The 20876-nt window shown below is 35.6% G+C and carries 15 protein-coding genes; 7 read left to right on the top strand and 8 right to left on the bottom strand.

Annotated elements, in window-relative coordinates; translation table 11 throughout:
• Window positions 1-162: 162 nt before the first annotated feature.
• Complete coding sequence (locus ACIQ1E_RS10080) at window positions 163-393, top strand: helix-turn-helix domain-containing protein (RefSeq protein WP_396171108.1); 231 nt, start codon at window positions 163-165, stop codon at window positions 391-393.
• Window positions 394-512: 119 nt separating this feature from the next.
• Here ACIQ1E_RS10080 and era read toward each other — a convergent pair whose 3' ends face one another.
• From era to galK, 6 genes are all read right to left on the bottom strand, one after another.
• Window positions 513-1394 carry a GTPase Era gene (era, locus tag ACIQ1E_RS10075; protein WP_396171106.1) on the bottom strand — a complete coding sequence of 294 codons (882 nt, stop codon included), beginning with the start codon at window positions 1392-1394 and terminating at the stop codon, window positions 513-515.
• A 149-nt stretch (window positions 1395-1543) separates the two neighbouring features.
• Window positions 1544-2608 carry an aldose epimerase family protein gene (locus tag ACIQ1E_RS10070; RefSeq protein WP_396171104.1) on the bottom strand — a complete coding sequence of 355 codons (1065 nt, stop codon included), beginning with the start codon at window positions 2606-2608 and terminating at the stop codon, window positions 1544-1546.
• A gap of 14 nt (window positions 2609-2622) precedes the next feature.
• Window positions 2623-4311, bottom strand: a complete 1689-nt coding sequence (locus ACIQ1E_RS10065; RefSeq protein ID WP_396171102.1) for a sodium/sugar symporter — start codon at window positions 4309-4311, stop codon at window positions 2623-2625.
• Window positions 4312-4389: 78 nt separating this feature from the next.
• A complete protein-coding gene (gene galE, locus ACIQ1E_RS10060) occupies window positions 4390-5406 on the bottom strand; it encodes a UDP-glucose 4-epimerase GalE (RefSeq protein ID WP_396171100.1) in 1017 nt (338 codons plus the stop codon).
• A 3-nt stretch (window positions 5407-5409) separates the two neighbouring features.
• Window positions 5410-6459, bottom strand: coding sequence for a UDP-glucose--hexose-1-phosphate uridylyltransferase (locus ACIQ1E_RS10055; protein ID WP_396171098.1), 1050 nt, complete (start codon window positions 6457-6459; stop codon window positions 5410-5412).
• Window positions 6460-6560: 101 nt separating this feature from the next.
• Window positions 6561-7727: a galactokinase gene (gene galK / locus ACIQ1E_RS10050; protein ID WP_396171096.1), complete on the bottom strand. Its 1167-nt coding sequence runs from the start codon at window positions 7725-7727 to the stop codon at window positions 6561-6563.
• A gap of 284 nt (window positions 7728-8011) precedes the next feature.
• On the opposite strand from galK, the gene ACIQ1E_RS10045 reads away from it, so the two are divergent.
• Entirely contained in the window at window positions 8012-9010 is a 999-nt protein-coding gene (locus tag ACIQ1E_RS10045) for a GntR family transcriptional regulator (RefSeq protein WP_396171094.1), read from the top strand.
• A 33-nt stretch (window positions 9011-9043) separates the two neighbouring features.
• Here ACIQ1E_RS10045 and murF read toward each other — a convergent pair whose 3' ends face one another.
• Window positions 9044-10327, bottom strand: a complete 1284-nt coding sequence (gene murF / locus ACIQ1E_RS10040) for a UDP-N-acetylmuramoyl-tripeptide--D-alanyl-D-alanine ligase (RefSeq protein ID WP_396171092.1) — start codon at window positions 10325-10327, stop codon at window positions 9044-9046.
• A gap of 65 nt (window positions 10328-10392) precedes the next feature.
• Window positions 10393-12090, bottom strand: a complete 1698-nt coding sequence (gldJ, locus tag ACIQ1E_RS10035; RefSeq protein WP_396171090.1) for a gliding motility lipoprotein GldJ — start codon at window positions 12088-12090, stop codon at window positions 10393-10395.
• Between the two features lie 211 nt (window positions 12091-12301).
• Here gldJ and porU point away from each other — a divergent pair, with 211 nt between their 5' ends.
• The 5 genes from porU (at window position 12302) to ACIQ1E_RS10010 (ending at window position 20692) form a co-directional block, all read left to right on the top strand.
• The gene (gene porU / locus ACIQ1E_RS10030) at window positions 12302-16132 is read left to right on the top strand and encodes a type IX secretion system sortase PorU (RefSeq protein ID WP_396171088.1); all 3831 of its coding nucleotides are present in this window, start codon (window positions 12302-12304) and stop codon (window positions 16130-16132) included.
• A 37-nt stretch (window positions 16133-16169) separates the two neighbouring features.
• Window positions 16170-17339 (top strand): type IX secretion system outer membrane channel protein PorV, encoded by a 1170-nt coding sequence (gene porV, locus ACIQ1E_RS10025; protein WP_396171086.1) that lies wholly within the window; start codon window positions 16170-16172, stop codon window positions 17337-17339.
• A gap of 64 nt (window positions 17340-17403) precedes the next feature.
• On the top strand, window positions 17404-17886 hold the full coding sequence (gene cdd, locus ACIQ1E_RS10020) for a cytidine deaminase (protein ID WP_396171084.1): 483 nt from the start codon (window positions 17404-17406) through the stop codon (window positions 17884-17886).
• Window positions 17887-18051: 165 nt separating this feature from the next.
• A complete protein-coding gene (gene pdhA / locus ACIQ1E_RS10015; RefSeq protein ID WP_396171082.1) occupies window positions 18052-19050 on the top strand; it encodes a pyruvate dehydrogenase (acetyl-transferring) E1 component subunit alpha in 999 nt (332 codons plus the stop codon).
• A gap of 7 nt (window positions 19051-19057) precedes the next feature.
• Window positions 19058-20692: a 2-oxo acid dehydrogenase subunit E2 gene (locus tag ACIQ1E_RS10010; protein ID WP_396171080.1), complete on the top strand. Its 1635-nt coding sequence runs from the start codon at window positions 19058-19060 to the stop codon at window positions 20690-20692.
• The last annotated feature ends 184 nt before the right edge of the window (window positions 20693-20876 follow it).

The raw sequence follows: 20876 nt of genomic DNA, 5'->3' as shown, positions 1-20876 counted from the left end.
TAACATATTGCCACTTTTTTATACCGAAATATACACTTTTTGGCAATTTAACAGAGCCTTTTTTAATATTATTTTATCACAAGTTATTAACAATCAGATTGTTAATTTGTTTTTAAGGAATGACTAATTATTTATTTCAATCAGTATATTCAATTTGGCACAATGCCACAACAACTTCAAAATACGGAACTTTCGAAGCGACTAGTCTTTTGTATCAAAGAAATACGAAAAACAAAAAACATCACATTAGAGGCATTCTATTTTGACACAGGAATTCATTTAGCAAGAATAGAACAAGGAAAACAAAATATTACAGTAGCCACACTTTCAAAAATATGTGAGTATTTTGAAATAAGTTTAAGTGCATTCTTTCTTTTAGTAGAAGAAAAATAGTTTTAGAGGTTTAAAACGTAAAAAAACATTGATTATACCCACACCACTTCAACATATTGCCTCTAAACTAAAAAAAAGTAAAGATATTTTGGAATGCAAAATTAAAAGTTGGAATAAACCTACTGATTATACCCAAAACGCTTCAACATATTCGCGTTGCTCCTCCAGTTTTTATTCACTTTCACATACAATTCGATGTGAATTTGTTTGCCGAAAAATTTCTCTAAATCGGCGCGAGCGTCCATTCCTACTTGTTTTAGGGCCGCTCCTTTGTGACCGATGATGATTCCTTTTTGGGTTTCACGTTCCACCATAATTAGGGAACGAATTCGGATGATGTTCTCGTCTTCGAAAAATTCTTCGGTTACGATTTCCACGGCATACGGAATTTCTTTGCTGTAATTCAACAAGATTTTTTCGCGAATGGTTTCGTTTACGAAAAAACGTTCCGGTTTGTCGGTCAATTGATCTTTTGGATAATAAGCTGGAGATTCTGGCAACAATTCGATAATTCTTTGGAAAACTTCGGGAACATTAAAGTTTTGCAAAGCTGATATTGGGTAAATCTCGGCATTTGGAACTTTCTCCGTCCAAAAAGCAACCTGGGTTTCTAATTGCTCTTGATTGGAGTTATCAATTTTGTTCAACAATAACAAAACCGGAATTGTAGAATGGATAATTTTATTGAAAAAAGCTTCGTCTTTCAATTCTTGTTCCCCAATTTCGACCATATAAATCAAGATATCGGCATCTTCAAACGCAGATTTCACGAAGTTCATCATCGATTCCTGCATTTCGTAAGCGGGTTTGATGATTCCTGGTGTATCAGACAAAATCAATTGAAAATCTTCGCCGTTTACAATTCCCAAAATTCTATGTCGTGTAGTTTGCGCTTTTGATGTGATAATGGATAATCTTTCGCCAACGAAGGCATTCATCAAAGTTGACTTTCCAACATTTGGATTCCCGATGATATTTACAAAACCTGCTTTATGTGCCATAACATTATTTTTTATAATTATAAAAAAGCCACTCTTTTCAGAATGGCTTTTTCAATTGCTATTCGTAAAGAATATCAACCCAATAGGTTGTTTTTCGGCTACAAATGTACAATGGAATCTACTATTTACAATATAAAATCTATGCTACTTTATTTAACTTCAAATTGATAAATTGTGGTTTGGGTATATGTTTCATTAGGATTCAATACTGTACTTGGGAAATCTTCGTGGTTAGGAGAATCTGGAAAATGCTGTGTTTCAAGACAAAAACCTGAACGAGTTGGATACGATTTTGCATATTTCCCCTTTTTTATATTCAAATAATTACCCGAATAAAATTGCACTCCGGGTTCTGTAGTAAATACGTTCAGCTGAATCCCTGTTGAAGCTTCTGAAACAGTTGCTACGTGGCTTAACGCATTGCTTTCTTTATTTAAAACCCAATTATGATCGTATCCAATTCCTTGAATTAATTCAACATAATCGTCATTGATACGTTCTCCAATTTTGCGAGCAATTCTAAAATCCATTGGAGTGTTTGACACGCTACGGATTTCTCCTGTTGGAATCGCACCAGCATCGGTTGGTGTAAAATAATCTGCATTTAGACTCAAATCGTGAGAAGTTATTGTCCCTTCGCCCGCTCCTTTCAAATTAAAATAAGCGTGATTTGTAAGATTGAGAACCGTTTTGGCATCAGTTTCTGCGCTGTAATCAATTTTAATTTCATTCTTATTGGTCAGTGTGTAGGTGACATTTACCTTAAGATTTCCCGGAAAACCTTCTTCTCCATCAATGGAAAGATAGCTTAATTCCAGCGCCTCTTCATTATTTTCATTCAAAAAAGGACGCGCATTCCAGACGACTTTATCAAAACCTTTCTGTCCTCCGTGAAGTGTATTTGGCCCATTGTTTACAAATAATGAATATTCTTTAGCGTCTAAAATAAATTTACCGTTGGCAATTCTATTGGCATAACGCCCAGCGACAACTCCCAGATAATAGTCGTCATTTTGATACTCTTCTATTGAATCATAACCTAAAACAACGTCTATGCCAGATGTGCCTACCGGAATAATAAAAGACACTATTCGTGCGCCAAAATTGGTAATTTGACAAATAAATCCATTTTTGTTTGTCAAATTAAAAAGAGAAACTTCTTGATTATCAATAATTTTAGTGAAATTTGTTTTATTTAAATTATCTATTTCCATTGTTTTTAGTTCTTCTACCAGAAAATTGAATATAATGCCACTAATATTCCTCCAATTATCAAACTTCCAGCTAAAAAGGCATTATTCACTTTGAACATAGAGGAATCTATTTCTAAACCTTTCGATTTTACACCACGTTTATCGTCTATTAAACTGATAATAATCATTACAGCCACACAAATTGCAAATACAAATCCCATTCGATCTAAAAAAGGAATTTCATAAATACTTGTTCCATCTTCTTGTTGAACTAAAGCAGAAAAACCAGTTGAATGTAAAAATTCTAAATTCATTATTTTAGGAAGGAATTTGAAAACAACTGACAATATGAAACCTCCAATTGTAGCAAACATAGCGGCATTTGAACTTGTTTTTTTCCAAAAGAAACCTAGTATAAACATTGCGAAAATACCAGGGCTTACAAATCCTGTGTACTCTTGAATAAACTCGAATCCTCCTTTTTTATCAATTCCTAAATGTGGAGCAATGACTACGGCTAATAACATTGCGACAAGTACAGCCCATTTACCTACACGAACCATTTTCTTTTCGCTACAATCTACATCAATTTTCTTCTTGTAAATATCTAATGTAAAAATTGTCGAGATGCTATTTACTTTACCAGCCAATGAAGCTACGACAGCAGCAGTAAGGGCGGCGAAAGACAATCCTTTTAAGCCCACAGGCAATAGATTTAATAAAACTGGATAAGATCGATCGGGGTTTAAGACTCCATCAGGACCTAATAATTCAGTTTGCAAACCTCCTTTTGTATATATTACATAAGCTGCAATTCCTGGTAATACAACAATCACCGGCATTAATAATTTTAAGAAAGCAGCAAATAAAATACCGCTTCTAGCCGTTTTCAAATCAGCTCCTAAAGCTCTCTGTGTGATGTATTGGTTGCAACCCCAATAATTTAAATTTACAATCCACATACCGCCAAATAGTACGGTAAGCCCCGGCAAACTAGGGAAGTTCGGGCTGTCTTTTTCAAATATCATATGAAAATGATCCCCTGATTGATCCATCATATAATTGAATCCCTGAAGCATTCCGTGTTGACCATTTAATTCTGCCACTTTATCCAATGCTAAATAAGTAGTTACTAAGCCTCCAAAAATTAAAAATACAACTTGAATAACATCGGTATATCCAATTACTTTCATTCCTCCAAGTGCAATTATAATGGAAAAGAAAGCTAAACCATACATACATAAATCGAGGTTTATTCCAGAAATCCCATTAATTGCTAATGCTCCAAGGTAAAGTATAGAGGTTAAATTTACAATTACGTACAATAACAACCAGAAAACAGCCATAATCATGGCAATATCTCCGTTATATCGTTGATGAAGAAACTGAGGCATGGTGTATATTTTATTCTTGAGGTAAACAGGAATAAAAAATACGGCTACAATAATCAGCGTCAAGGCTGCCATCCATTCATAAGTAGCAATTGCTAAACCCATTTTAAATCCATTTCCAGACATAGCAATAAATTGCTCGGAAGAAATGTTTGAAGCAATCAGGGAAGTCCCAATAGCCCACCAAGTTAGCGATCCCTCAGCCAAAAAGTAATCATGTGAAGCAGTATGGGTGGCTGTTTGTTTTCGTTTGTATATCCAATAGCCATAGCCAGATACTATAAAAAAGTATACCAGAAAGACCATATAATCGGCAAGTTGTAGTGTATTCATAAAAATTGTTTTTTGTTGGTTATAAAATTTTGGTTATTAAATAAATAGTTACTCTAATTCAAATATTGTTTTTGAACTTTATCTTGTTCTAACTTTTTGTTCCCATTTCCAGGCACTTTCCAAGGCTTGATCAAGGCTTGACTCTGTTTTCCATGCTAAGACATTATTGGCTTTATCCGTACTCGCAAAAGCCATAGTCACATCACCTTCTCTACGCGCTACAATTTTGTATGGAAAAGGTTTGCCGCTCACTTTTTCAAAACTCGCAATTACTTCTAAAACAGAACTTCCCACGCCTGTTCCTAAATTGAAAATTTCTATTTTTTCTGAATTTTTCTTGGTCAATAATCTTTGTAAAGCCACAACATGGGCTTTTGCCAAATCTACGACGTGAATATAATCGCGAATACAAGTTCCATCCACCGTTGGATAATCATTTCCATATACCATTAACTCCTTACGCAAGCCAATACCGGTTTGTGTGATGAAAGGCACTAAATTCTGCGGAACTCCCAATGGTAATTCTCCAATTTCAGCAGATGGATGCGAACCTATTGGATTGAAATAGCGAAGCAATGTAGCATTTATATTGCTAATTTTAGATACATCTGTGATAATTTCCTCACCAATTTGTTTAGTGTTTCCATAAGGAGACATTGCAGGTTTGATTGGGGCGTTTTCGTCAATAGGCATTACGTCAGCTTGACCATAAACAGTACAAGAAGAACTAAAAATAAAATGAGCTTCCTCTTTTTTTTCTAACTCTTGCAGCAAATAAATCAAAGACGAAATGTTGTTTTCATAATACAACAGCGGATTTGTAACGCTTTCGCCAACCGCTTTTGAAGCAGCAAAATGAATTACACCACTAACATCCTGATGCCTTTGAAAGAAATCTTGAACCGATGATTTATCTCTTAAGTCTAATTTTTCGAAAATAGGTTTTTTGCCAGTAATCGCAAAAATGCCTTGCAAAACAGCTTCGGAGGAATTAGAAAGATTGTCAATTACAACCACATCAAATCCTTCGTTTTGCAATTCAACAACAGTATGCGACCCAATAAAACCAAGCCCTCCCGTAACTAATACTTTCATATGTTATTTGGTTTTATAATGTATATCCGATAAATCTCTCAACATTTGAGCACTTTTCTCAGCTGTGATATCCCGTTGAGATTCACCCATCATTTCATACCCCACCATAAATTTTTTGACTGTTGCCGAACGCAACAATGGTGGATAAAAGTGCATATGAAACAACCATTCTGGATGATCTATACCGTCTGTTGGCGCTTGGTGAATTCCTGAAGAGTACGGAAAAGAAGTTTCGAAAAGATTGTCGTATTTTGCAGTTACTTGCTTTAAAATTAAAGCATAGGCAGACACTTCTTCCTCGTTGAAATCAGTAATTTTAGTCACATGACGCTTGCAAACAATCATAGTTTCGAAAGGCCAAATCGCCCAAAAAGGAACTAAAGCTACAAAATGTTCGTTTTCAATTACGATTCGCTCTTTGGCTTCTAATTCTTTTGCAACATAATCCAGTAGCAAGTTGCTACCGTTTTTATCAAAATAAGCTTTTAAACTGTTTTGTGTTTTCTCGATTTGAGTTGGCAGTGAAGACTGAGCCCAAATCTGACCGTGCGGATGAGGATTACTACATCCCATTACACTTCCCTTATTTTCAAAAATCTGAACATAATTGATGTAGTCAATACTTCCTAAAGAGGTATACTCTTTTTGCCAAGTATGAATGATATCTTCAATAGTAGGCAAATCCATTTCTGGCAAGGTTATGTTGTGCTTTGGCGAAAAACAAACCACTCTAGAAATCCCTCTTTCAGGCTTGGCTCTGAAAAAAGTTTCTTCTTGACTTTCTTTAAAATCTATCTCTTCTTGTTTTAAAGCAGCAAAATCATTTTCGAATACAAATGACTTAGTATATTGTGGATTTACTTCTCCATTAGCTCTCACATTTCCTGGACATAAATAGCATTCTGGGTCGTATTCCGGCCTATCATCAGCAGCTATCGTTTCTTTTTGACCTTGCCAAGGACGTTTTGCTCTATGAGGAGAAACTAAAACCCATTCATTAATAAGAGGATTAAATCTGCGGTGTGGATCCTCGTATATATCAAATTTTTTCATAAATGTAAATTTTGTTTTTTTGCGGTCATTTATGGTATCGCCTTTTTACTTATTGGTGTTTGTTTGCAACAAACTCCTTGATAGTGGCGATTTCATTTCAATTAATTAATATATATTGACGTTCCGTTCGACACTTTTACATCATAAATTTTCAAGTCTATATTAAATTTCTCTTTGTATAGTTTTGTAAATTTTTCTTTTATTGCTTCCTCGCTACCTTTTTTGACTAAAGTTATAGTACATCCTCCAAATCCGCCTCCCATTAATCTTGAACCAATAACAACTTCTTCGGCTTTGGCTAAATCGACTAGATAATCCAATTCTTCACAGCTTACTTCATAATCTTTAGACAGGCCATCGTGAGTTTCGAACATCAATTTTCCTAAAGTCGCTATATCTCCTTTATCAAGTGCTGCACAAGCTAGAATAACACGTTTAATCTCTTTTACAGCATACAAGCTTCTTCTGTATACTTTGTCAGTCATTTTAGATTTCAAGCTCACCACTTGCTCCTCGGTGCAATCTCTAAAACTATTGATTTCTGGAAAATTGGCCTTCAAAATACCTAAACCTTCAGTACATTCTATTCGTCTAACATTGTATTCCGAAGTAAACAAAGAGTGTTTTACATTACTATCAAACAATATCAAGGAATAATTAACAAAATTTGCATCGTGATATGTATAGTCTAAAGTGCGACAATCAATTTTTATCACCTTATTCTCCAATCCCATAACACTTGAAAATTGGTCCATTATACCACAATTCACCCCAACCCAGTGCTCGGCTTTTTGCCCCATTAAAGCCATATCGATCGGCTTTATGCCCAAATTGAACATTTCATTAATCCCATATAAAAAACCGCATTCTAAAGCCGCAGAAGAAGAAAGACCAGAACCAGTTGGGATATTACTGCTGAACGAACAATTGAAACCGCCCACTTCGAATCCTTTCAATTTCAATTGAAGCAATACTCCTCTCAAATAATTGGTCCATACTGCGTCACTTAATTCAGTATCTTTGGTTACATCTATTACTACAGACTCGTCCAGGTCGATAGCACTAATGTTAGCTGTTGTTGTATTATTCTTTTCGAAAGCAAAACAAATAATTTTGTCAATTGCCGCAGGCAAAACGTAACCGTCATTATAATCGATATGTTCTCCAATAATATTAATTCTGCCAGGTGATAAAATCACTTTATCAGCAACCGAATTAAACTTTTTTTGAAAAAAATCAGTTGTTTTTTTAATTAAAATCTCATTCATAATTTAACTGTTTATATAATATAATTTGTAACATTCTACACTACAACAACTAGCTATTTGACCTACAAAACAAAACTTTGCAAAAGAATTGACAAAATAACCATTAAGTTAAAACAGCATATAAACAAAATGAATCCCCAATAATACCCAATACAAAATAGGATATCTGCTTTATTTCGCTTCTGTTTTTATTAAATATGAAAAACAAATGTAAAATAATTTTTCACTTTTACACACCAGTACCTACCAGTTAATTTTGTAACTTGCAAAAAAAATAATTGATAATGAAATTCATACACATTCAAGAAAATAAAGGCATCCCTAAATACAAGCAAATCATCTCCTCGATTGAAAAAACCATCGATGTGGGCCAGTTGAAAAAGGATGAAAAATTACCCTCTATCAACAAAGTCTGTCTTGAGTTTTCTTTGTCACGGGACACGGTCTTACAAGCCTACGATGAGTTAAAAAAAAGAGGATTAATCTATGCCATTCTCGGCAAAGGATATTATGTAAAAAGCACTGAAATCAACATCAAACATAGAATTTTCATGCTTTTTGATGAACTAAACAGCTTCAAAGAAGACCTCTATAATTCGTTCCTAAATCATATCGGAAAAGACAGTCAAGTGGATATTTTTTTTCACCATTTCAATAGTAAGGTCTTTCAAAAACTTATAGATGACAGCAACGGGAATTATACGAAATACATCATAATGCCCACTAATTTAGTTGGTACCTCATTAGCTATACAAACCCTACCAGTTAACGAAGTCTACATCCTAGACCAAACTAATCCCGAACTAAAATCGTACCCAGCGATATACCAAAACCACCAAAAAGACATATACAATTGCTTAGTTTTAGGGAAAAATAAGTTGAATAAATACGAAAATATTATTTTAATTTTTCCAGGGTTTCGGGAACCTTTAGGAATGAAAATTGGGTTCGAAAACTTTTGTAATGATTTTGGATTCGAATATGAAATCATCACTGAATTTAAAAACAGGGAAATAAAAAAAGGGGAAGTCTATATTATACCGAACGATCGGGATTTGGTTCGAATAATCGAAAAATCAAAAAAAAAAGACTTAAAAATCGGTCTTGAATTTGGCGTTATTTCATACAATGAAACGCCACTCAAAAAGATTATCGAAAACGGCATTACCACCATTTCGACCAATTTTGAACTAATGGGAAGAATACTAGCTCAAATGGTTTTGAAAAACAATAAGGACCAAATAGAAAACAAATGCCATTTGATCCTTAGAAACTCACTATAATTCAATTGTATGGTTTTGCACCTATCTTTTCTTTTACAAAAACTGAAGTGTTCTCTCCAAAGCCATTCCTCTGGAACCTTTTATCAGAAGTGAACTGTTTTCTATTTTTAACCCTTTTAAACATTCTGAACAAGCATCAAAAGTTTCAAAAAAATGAAGACCATTACTGCTGATCTGATGTTTGAAAAATTCTCTACCTACAAAATAAACAGTTATATCTTTTTGATTCAAAAGCAAATTCACTATAGTTTTATGCTCATTAAAACTATCTTCGCCAAGCTCGAACATATCGCCTAAAATCAGTATCTTATTTGAATCATCCAATTGTAAAAAATTCTCAATTGCAACCGCCATACTACTGGGATTGGCATTATAAGCATCGAGAATAATTTGATTTGTTTCCTTTGACAATAATTGTGAGCGATTGTTTTCAGGAATATAACTTTCTAAGGCTGTTTTGATGTCAGCATTCTCAACCCCAAAATATTTTCCGACGGTAAGTGCTGCATTAATATTATTGGCATTGTACAAACCGATTAAATGTGTCTGAATCTCCATATCCGAAAAATTAATTTCAACAAATGGATTTGCCTTAATTGAACTTATATTAACATTGGCATTCTCTTTATTGATTCCAAAAGAATAATATCGAAATGCTTTTGATTTTTCAACTTGAATTTTATCTTCTAAGTTGATAAACGCCAGTTTAGAATTTGCTGCTATGTAATTATACATTTCGCTTTTACCTTTGATAACACCTTCTACACCACCAAAACCTTCTAAATGTGCTTTCCCAAAGTTTGTAATATATCCGTAATTAGGCTGGGCTATTTCGCAAAGAAACTCAATTTCTTTTTGGTGATTGGCACCCATTTCCACAATTCCAATTTCGGTTTCGCTGTCAAAAGTCAACAAGGTCAAGGGAACACCAATATGATTGTTCAAGTTCCCAACGGTAGCTTTGGTTTTGAATTTCTGAGAAAGAACAACATTTATCAATTCCTTGGTAGTTGTTTTTCCGTTGCTTCCAGTAAGTGCAATAATAGGTAATTTTAAATAGTGCCGATGGTATTTGGCCAACTCTTGCAAAGCCACTAAACTATCTTCTACAACGATAGTTCTTTCGTCTAGATAGTACTTTTCATTATCAATAATAACATATGAAGCCCCTTTCTCGATTGCCTCCTTTGCAAAAGTATTTGCATCGAAATTTTCGCCCTTGATGGCAACAAACAAAGAACCTGATTCGATTTTACGAGTATCAATCGAAACCGAATTGCATTTTAAAAACAAACTGTGAATGTGAGAAATATCCATTTTAAAAAATAATTAAAACAATAAAAGCCCTAATCAAAGGGCTTTTTAAATTGTAATTTATAAGATTAATGTCTTGCAGTTTTTCTTTTGTCAGACTTGGCCCCTACTTTAGACATTGCACATCTAAACCCTATGTAATCAGTAGCCATATCTTGAGGGAAATATCTTCTTTGAGCTGGATCTAACCAATATGCTCTATCTCTCCAAGAACCTCCTTTATATACTCTAACATTATTATCAATCAAAGTGGTCCTTTTACTGTTTTTGTCGTAGTTTCTGACCATATTGCCTAGACTATCAATTCTTACATTGTGTTTTGGAGAATTATACATCGCTCTTTCTTCTTTCTGTTTTTTAGTGTCGGATTCAGAATCTCCAAAATTAAAATATCTAGTAGATTGCTTGTCCCCATCTCTGTAGTCGACGTTGTTGCTTTTGTCGAAATTTTGTCTTAAATAAGTTTCATTTTCATCCACTGGCACTTGAGCAATTTGACCAGGAAAGCTAGTAGCCACTTTTTTACCATTGCTTAAAGTAGCATACTGAACGCTATCTTTCCCAACGATCTTAATCTTACCATCTTTTCCAATTTGGTTTTTCGTGTATTGATTTCCTCTAAAATAATTGAAATCATTAGCTTCATTATCTACAATGGGTCTGTAAACATCCATTACCCATTCGGCAACATTACCAGCCATGTCGTACAACCCAAAATCATTGGCTGCATATTTTTTAACTTGGTTTGTAATATCCGCTCCATCATCAGACCATCCGGCAATTCCTCCATAATCTCCATTTCCTTGTTTAAAGTTGGCCAACTGATCTCCTTTGCTTTGTCTTTTTCCTGAACGAGTATAACTTCCCGACCAAGGATATTTTTTCTGCCCTTTGTATATGTTGTATTCCCTTTGTCCTACATCTGCAGCAGCAGCATACTCCCATTCCGCTTCAGTTGGAAGTCTGTATTCAGGTAGTAAGATTCCTGAAGAACGCTGCGCATAAATATTTGTAGGAGGAACCACTTTTCCATCTTTTCCGGGTTTTGTTTGTCGTACCCCTCCTTTTTTATCCGCATATTTTCCGGGCAAAACTATTTCTGCATTACCGCCATACGTCGATGTTGGTGAATTCAAATAGGTTTCTGTGTCAAAATTACTTTCGGCAGTTACGTCATTTGTTTTTGAATTCTTTTTAAGATAACCGTTTTTTTCCAATAAAGCCTCATTCACGCGTTGGGTTCTCCACTTAGCAAATTCAACTGCTTGAATCCAATTAACCCCAACAACTGGATATTGAGAATAAGAAGGATGTCTCAAATAATTGTTAGTCATCGTTTCATTGTAACCCAATCTATTTCTCCACACCAAAGTATCGGGCGAAGCTCCTTCGTATATTGCCTTGTAATTTTCTTGAGTAGGCGGGAAAACTTTTTTTACCCAATCTAAATATTCTATATACATAGCATTGGTAACCTCAGTCTCATCCATATAAAAGGATTGAACGTGTTGTTGATTAGGGGTATTATTCCAATCGTGCATCACATCATCCTGAACTTTACCCATAGTAAACGTACCGCCTTCTACAAAAACCAATCCGGGACCGGCTTCTTGTTTTCTATTAGGAGATCCTTTTTTACTATCGACTTTCCAACCAGTTCCCTGCGAAGCGCCTTTTGTACTAGATTTTTTACTACAACTTGTAAAACCAACGATTACAATCATTGATAATATCAAACGTAAGGTCATAATTCTGTTTACTTTCATAATCTTTAGTAGGTGATAAATTGAGGTGTGCAATATAATAATTAACCATTAAACTGCAACAACATTTTTTATTTAATAAATTGAACCGCGCTATATTTCTCCAATTGACACAACTCAAACGCAAATTTATACTATTTATTATTAAAATTACACTAAATGATATATTTTTACTCCCCGTAATATATTTCCAATTATGGCGTTTTACAACATTATGAAAAAAACACTTATAGCATTTTTACTCCTCATTCCTTTCTTTCCTTTTGCGCAAATCAAAGGAGACCTGACCATAGACTGGCTTGAAAAGACCGAAATGTTATTTGGCGAAAACAAGATAAATATCCCACAATTCACGGGGAATAGCTTTAATTACGATCCGTCAAAAAAAGCAATATTTTTTATATACAACTTAAGTGACTCAAAGTCTTTATCCGGAAACAGCGTACAACTAACGAACATAATTTATGAGTCAATCAACGAAACTCAACTTGGCGATTTAGACCCATTAAGTATTCCAAAAACACCTGCTGCAACCATAAAAATAAATGAGTCAAGAGACATAAAACAAGCTTTTCTTTATCTTTCCCCAATTGTAAAAGACGACTTTGGATACAAGCGAATTAAATCCTTTTCCTTTTCTTTAAGCAGCAATACCGCGTCGAGAATTTCGCAAACCAAAGCCACTACAGCAATTTCCAATTCAATTTTAGCAACCGGCGATTGGTATCAGTTTTATGTTGAAAAATCAGGCGTGTACAAAATTTCAAGAGGTTTTTTACAACAATTAGGCATCAATATGAATGGTATTGATCCAAGGAAATTAAAAATTTATGGTAACGGCGGCAGAATGCTCCCTCTCTCAAACGCCACTTTTTATCCGGCCGACCTAACTGAAAATGCCATTCAGATTGTTGGCGAAAGCGATGGTACTTTTAATAACGAAGATTACATCTTGTTTTATGCTGAGGGTATCGACACTTGGAGCGATGAAAGTCAAACCAACATTAATCTATATGATACTAAGTCCTATTATTATATAACAACCCAAGGTAATGATGGAAAAAGAATTGCGACGATGACACAGCCAAGCGGAAGCAGTACCATTACTTTAAACACATTTGACGACCATCAATTTTACGAAGTAGATTTGACAAATATTGGAAAACTGGGAAGACAATGGTTTGGAGAAGTGTTTGACATCAATCAAGACCAAGAATTTTCGTTTAATTTTCCCAATGTTGACACATCAACACCTATAAAAATAAGGCTCAACACCGCATCTGTAGCCTATACGCCAACCACATTTAAAGCATCAGCAAATGGACTAGACATTGGCACTATGTCCTTCCCCGCCTTAGTACAATATTCTGGGGTTTTATTCAATGCTGCCTCTTTGCCAGGCAATGCAAGTTTTCCAGCTGCAGATAATGTAAAAATAAAATTATCATATAATAACAATGGAGTTCCAGGTTCAAAAGGGTACTTAGATAAAATTATGCTCATAGCCAAGAGAAAAATACAGGGTTATGGCAAACAATTTCTCTTTCAATACGACTTATCATCTGCTAGTTTGGGGATTGTGAGTTATGAAGTTTCAAACGCCAATGGGATTTCACAAATTTGGGATGTAACAGACCTATATAATGTCAGCAAATTAGAAAATTCAGGTCAAGCCTCGTTTTCTTTTAAAGCAAATTTAGGTCAACTTCGAAAATATGTTGCTATTGACCAATCAGATTATTACACTCCGTTGAAAACGAGCAAAACAAAAATAACCAATCAAAACCTAAAAGGCACTCTTTTCAAAAACGCCCAAGGCCAATTTCAAGATATCGATTATGTGATTGTTACCCCCGCATTCTTGGCATCACAAGCCGATAAATTGGCTAATTTTCACCGTTCCTATTCCAATTTAAACGTCAAAGTAATTACTCTTGAGTCCATCTATCAGGAGTTTTCATCTGGCAAACAAGACATTGCTGCAATAAGAAATTGCATCAAATACATTTATCAAAATGCATCTGCCCCTGACAAAAGGATAAAATACATCAACCTTTTTGGCGATGCTTCTTATGATTATAAAAACAAAACGCCTAACAACACCAATATTGTACCTATATACCATTCTTTAAACAGCAATTCCGACGGGGAATCTTCCTATGCTTCTGATGATTTTTATGGATTGATGGACTTGACCGAAGGAAATATCGGCGGTTTCTTTGGAGGTATTGACATTGCGGTTGGCAGAATGATTAACGATAGCAGCTCAAAAGCCGAGGAAATGGTTAATAAAGTGATTGAATATCATGACGTAAAATCATACGGCTCTTGGAGAAATAATTATGTGATGGTTAGTGATGATTCCGATAAATCATCGGACACAAGTTTACAAAACAGGCAAAATATCTTGGCTGATAAGATTACATCTGAAAAACCTTTTTTGAATGTTAATAAAGTATTGCTAGACTCGTACGTTCAAGAAGCATCAGCAGGTGGGTCTCGCTATCCCAAAGCCAGAACCGATTTGTTCAGCGCTTTCGAAAAAGGAGCTCTTGTAGTAAATTATTTAGGACACGGTGGTGAGGACGGACTAGCAAGCGAGCGTCTTTGGGAAAAATCAGACGGACAGAATCTTAGCAACCAGTATAAATACCCATTGTTTATAACTATTACCTGTGATTTTTCAAGATTTGACAACCCGTCAAAAGCAACCGCTGGCGAATTCACTTATTGGAACCCAAAGGGCGGGGCGATTTCTATGATAACCACCATTCGTTCAATAGGACAATTTAGCGCAGAAAATTTCAATGATGTTTTTGCCAAGAACTTATTTGCTTACGGCTCTAATAATTACACCTCAATAGCTGAAGCGCTAAGGATTTCAAAAAACAGCAATCCAAACTCATCTACCAATGTAGTTTTTTACCTTGGTGACCCTGCCTTAATGCTTGCGATCGCCAAACCAAAAATTAGGCTGACCAAAGTAAATGACGTTCCTGTTACGCAACCTATTGCTGATTTTAAATCATTGGCAAAAATGAAAATAACAGGCGAAATAACAGATGAAAATAATATTCCAATAACAAATTATAACGGAGAATTGTCAACTGCCATTTTCGATAAGTTTATAACTCGCACCACTTTAAACAATGATGGGAACAGTCCTACGATGTCTTTCAATGAATTAGGAGAGACCATTTTTAGAGGAAATGCCTCTATAACCAATGGACAATTTGAATTTAGCTTCATAGTGCCTAGAGATATTCGAGTTCCCGTATCTAATGGGAAAATTAGTTTTTATGCCAAAAAAAATCAACTATTCGAGAATCAAGCGGGTTTTGATACGAGTATAAAAGTGGGCGGAATAAATGAAAATGCAGTAGTGGACAATATTAATCCAAGAGTGAAGTTATATATGAATGATGAAACTTTTGTCTCTGGCGGAACCACAAACGAATCTCCATTTCTAGTTGCAAACCTTGAAGATGAAAGCGGAATCAATACGGCTAGTGGAATTGGTCACGATATAGTAGCAATATTAGACGGAGACGTTGATAATCCTTATATTTTAAACGATTATTATCAAACCACTCTGAACGATTTTACCAAAGGAACTTTACGATTTCCTTTGAGAAATTTAGCAGCCGGTTTGCACACTATAACTTTTAAGGCTTGGGATGTTTACAACAATCCTATTACTGCCGAAATTCAGTTTGTAGTAGTTGGAAACGCATCAATAGCATTGACAAACGTGTTAAATTATCCTAATCCATTTGTAAACTATACTGAGTTCTGGTTTTCGCACAACAGACCATTCGAACCTCTAGAAGTTCAAGTTCAGGTGATTACAATAACTGGAAAAGTGGTTTGGACACGAAACCAAATCATCACAACCGAGGGTTTTCTCTCAAAAGAGATCAGTTGGGACGGTAAAGATGATTTTGGAAATAGAATAGGAAAAGGGGTTTATGTATATAAACTAACCGTGAAATCGAACCTAACAAATTCGAAAGCGGAAAAAATTGAAAAACTTGTAATACTTTAATAAAATACTATATTTGTCCAATTATTATTTAAAACCAATGAGAAAAATTTCTTTACTTTTTGTGTGCTTGTTTTCCTTAACAATAGTAAAAGCACAGGAAAATGTCATTACAACTGCAGTCCCATTTTTATTAATAAGTGCAGATGCTAGATCTGCAGGTATGGCCGATAACGGAGTAGCTTCGTCAGCCGATTCTTTTTCACAACAATGGAACCCTGCAAAATATGCCTTTGCTATAGACAAAACAGGTTTTTCAATAAGTTACACTCCTTATCTTACCGATTTGGTCAACGACATTTCGCTAGGACAACTTAACTATTATAACAGAATCAACGAAAAAAGCGCCTTTGCTGGTAGCTTTCGATTCTTTGGATTAGGAGATATTGAATTACGTGAGACTGGTGATCCAAACGAAATCCCAAGAACCGTATCTCCAAATGAATTTGCTTTTGACGGTTCATATTCCTTAAAATTGAGCGAAAAATTCTCGATGGCTGTTGGTGCGCGTTTTATCAATTCTAATTTAAAAGTAGCTTCAGATATAGGTGATGCTTCATCTGCAAGTTCATTTGCCGTTGATGTTGCAGGTTTTTTCCAAACAGAAGAATTATCATTCAACGATTTTAATGGAAGATGGAGAGCTGGATTTAATATTCAAAACTTAGGTCCAAAAATGAGTTATGACAATACGCAGTCTAGCACAAACTTCCTACCTGCCAATATGAAATTAGGAGGTGGATTCGACTTTATTCTTGACGACTATAATAAAGTTGCTTTGAATGTAGAAGTGAGTAAACTATTAGTACCAACACCGCAAGACCCCGATTTGAATGGAGATGGAACAATTACTACAGAAGAAAGAAACCAAAATAACGAAAATTATCAAAGTATTGGTTGGTTTGAAGGCGTAACTCAATCTTTTTCTGACGCTCCCGGCGGATTCAGCGAAGAATTAAAAGAAATAACTTATTCCGCAGGTGCTGAATATTTATACCAAGACTCTTTTGCATTACGCGCAGGTTACTTTCACGAAAATCCGGATAAAGGGGCAAGACAATTTTTCTCTCTTGGAGCAGGTTTCAAGTACAACGTAGTCAAAGTGGATGTTTCCTATCTGTTTTCAACATCGAAAGTTAGAAATCCACTAGAAAATACTTTGCGATTCTCACTTACTTTCAATTTCGGAGACAAATACGATGAGTATTAATCAGTAACAAAAAATACTAAATCCAAATTTCTATGAAGTTTGGATTTTTTTTCCAATAATAGCAATGAACGACATTATCATTTCAACCCGATTTTCAGTTTTTGAATCTGTCACCGAATTGCCGACCGACATTCAAAATCTTATGGACCAGGCTGTCGGAATAAGAAAAAATGCCTATGCTCCTTACTCAAAATTTAGAGTTGGAGCAGCTTTACTTTTAGATAACGGAAAAATAGTTTTGGGTTCAAACCAAGAAAACGCTGCCTATCCTTCAGGACTTTGCGCAGAACGAGTGGCTGTTTTTTATGCAGGAGCCAATTATCCTGATGCTAAAATTTTGAAAATGGCCATAACCGCTGCTTCTGACACCAATCAAACAACCGCGCCAATTCCTCCTTGCGGTTCTTGCCGTCAATCCCTTGCCGAATATGAGATCAAACAAGACTCACCAATCGAAATTTATTTTATGGGCGAAATGGGCCAAATTTACAAATCGGACTCCCTGAAAAACCTTTTGCCGTTTATGTTTGATAAAAAATTTCTTTAAAAAAACAAAATATATACTAAAAGTGTATTTTTAATTTTACTACTTCCTTAGAATATGCTATTTTTGCATCCCGATCTCTCGGGAGTCAATATAGGGTACAAAACCCTAATTGTTTTCAATTACAATATATGAACACAGCTAATAATTGCTAAAGAAACAATTCAAATGAAAGAAGTTACAAAAGAAGTTTATTTAAAATGGTATGAGGACATGCTACTTTGGAGAAAGTTTGAAGACAAACTTGCAGCCTTGTACATTCAACAAAAAGTTAGAGGATTTCTACATTTATATAATGGTCAAGAAGCAGTTTTAGCAGGTGCTTTACACGCTATGGACTTGTCAAAAGACAAAATGATTACCGCATACCGAAATCACGTTCAACCTATCGGAATGGGTGTAGATCCAAGACGTGTGATGGCGGAACTTTTAGGAAAAGCAACGGGAACCTCAAAAGGGATGGGTGGTTCTATGCACATTTTTTCAAAAGAACATGGATTTTATGGAGGTCACGGAATTGTAGGTGGCCAAATTCCATTAGGAGCTGGTATTGCTTTTGGAGATAAATACAACAATACAGGCGGAGTAACTTTGACTTATTTTGGAGATGGTGCTTCTAGACAAGGTTCTCTTCATGAAGCCTTCAATATGGCGATGCTATGGAACTTACCCGTTGTATTTATAGTTGAAAACAACGGATATGCCATGGGGACTTCGGTAGAAAGAACTGCAAATCACCCTGATATTTGGAAACTAGGTCTAGGATATGAAATGCCTTGCGGACCCGTTGACGGAATGAATCCTGTAAAAGTTGCAGAAGCGATGAGTGAAGCAATCAACAGAGCAAGAAACAATGGCGGACCAACATTCCTAGAAATGAAAACATACCGTTATAGAGGACACTCTATGTCGGATGCACAATTATACCGTTCGAAAGAAGAAGTAGAAGAGTACAAAAAAATCGACCCTATTACACAAGTTTTAGATGTAATTAAGGACCAAAAATATGCTACCGAAGAAGAAATTGAAGCCATCGATCAAAGAGTAAAAGATTTAATTGACGAATGCGTGACATTCGCTGAAGAATCTCCTTATCCAGAAATTCAACAGCTATACGATGTAGTATACGAACAAGAAAACTATCCATTCACTCCTCATAAATTATAAATCAATTATGGCAACAATTATTACAATGCCCCGCTTGAGTGATACAATGACTGAAGGAACGGTGGCTACTTGGTTAAAAAAAGTAGGTGATAAAGTAAGCGAAGGCGATATGCTAGCAGAAATTGAAACTGACAAAGCAACAATGGAATTTGAGTCTTTCAACGAAGGAACTCTTTTATATATTGGTATTCAAGCAGGCGAAACTGCGCCCATCGACTCGTTGTTAGCAATTATCGGAACCGAAGGCGAAGATATTTCAGCTTTAATTAGCGGTGATGGAGCTGCACCAAAAGCAGAAGCTCCAGTTGAAGCTAAAAAAGAAGAAACTGCCGCTCCAGCAGCAGCAACTTCAACAGCTCTACCAGCAGGAGTTGTCGTAGTGACAATGCCCCGTTTGAGCGACACAATGACTGAAGGAACTGTAGCTACTTGGTTGAAAAAAGTAGGTGATAAAGTATCCGAAGGCGATATGCTTGCCGAAATAGAAACGGATAAAGCAACAATGGAATTCGAATCATTCAACGAAGGAACATTATTATACATCGGAATTCAAGAAGGAGAAACTGCTCCAATTGATAGTTTATTAGCTATCATTGGCCCTGCAGGAACAGATGTTAGTGGAATTATTGCCAGTGGAGGAATTGCACCTGTAGCTGTTGCAACTGAAGAAGCAAAAGCCGCACCAGTTGCACAAACTGCTGCTCCAGTCGTTCAAGAAGCACCAGCTGACGGTCAAAGAATTTTAGCTTCGCCTTTGGCAAAGAAAATTGCCAGCGAAAAAGGAATTCAATTATCACAAGTAAAAGGTTCAGGAGAAAATGGACGTATCACCAAAAGTGATGTGGAGAACTTTACCCCAGCGAGCAGTCCGCAGGTAGCAGATAGCAGACCTCAGGAAGTTGCTCCTGCAAAATCAGAAGCTGCTTCACCAGTTGCTAAACCTTATGTTCCAGTAGGACAAGTTGCCACTGAAGAGATTAAAAACTCTACAATGCGTAAAATCATTGCAAAACGTTTGGCAGAATCTTTATTCACTGCACCACATTACAACTTGGTGATTGAGGTAACAATGGACGAAGCAATGAAATCAAGAGCAATTATCAACAGCGTGCCGGATACCAAAGTTTCTTTTAACGATATGGTCATTAAAGCCTCCGCATTGGCTTTGAAAAAACACCCAAAAATCAATTCTCAATGGACTGCTGAATCAATAATCATCAACTATCACGTGAATATTGGTGTTGCTGTTGCTGTTGAAGACGGATTGGTTGTTCCAGTATTACCTTTTACAGATGGTATGAGTTTATCTCAAATTGGAGCAAGCGTAAGAGACCTAGCAGGAAGAGCGAAAAACAAAAAATTATTACCTACCGAAATGGAAGGAAGTACTTTTACTATTTCTAACCTTGGAATGTTTGGAATTACTGAATTCAACTCTATCATAAACCAACCAAATTCTGCCATCCTATCCGTGGGAGCGATTGTAGAAAAACCAGTGGTAAAAAATGGACAAATAGTGGTAGGAAACACAATGATGTTATCTCTAGCTTGCGATCACAGAACTATCGACGGGGCAACCGGAGCGCAGTTCTTGCAAACCTTGAAACAATATATTGAAAACCCAGTGACGATGCTAGCATAATAGCTGTTTAGTTTATATTTGAAATCCCGTTTCTTTTAAAGAGACGGGATTTTTTTGTATAGGTATAGGCGCTTAGAGCACCCTTGTTATCTATTGATTTTATTGATATTTATTCAAATTTCACCATCTTTTTCATTAACACATCGAAGATTGTCCCCATATTTGACCTTCTATTGTATCTAAA

Origin of the sequence: Flavobacterium sp., from assembly GCF_044348915.1 — a bacterium.
GTDB lineage: Bacteria > Bacteroidota > Bacteroidia > Flavobacteriales > Flavobacteriaceae > Flavobacterium.
Note: the sequence above shows the minus strand (reverse complement) of the source record. Positions and strands in the feature narration are given on the sequence as shown.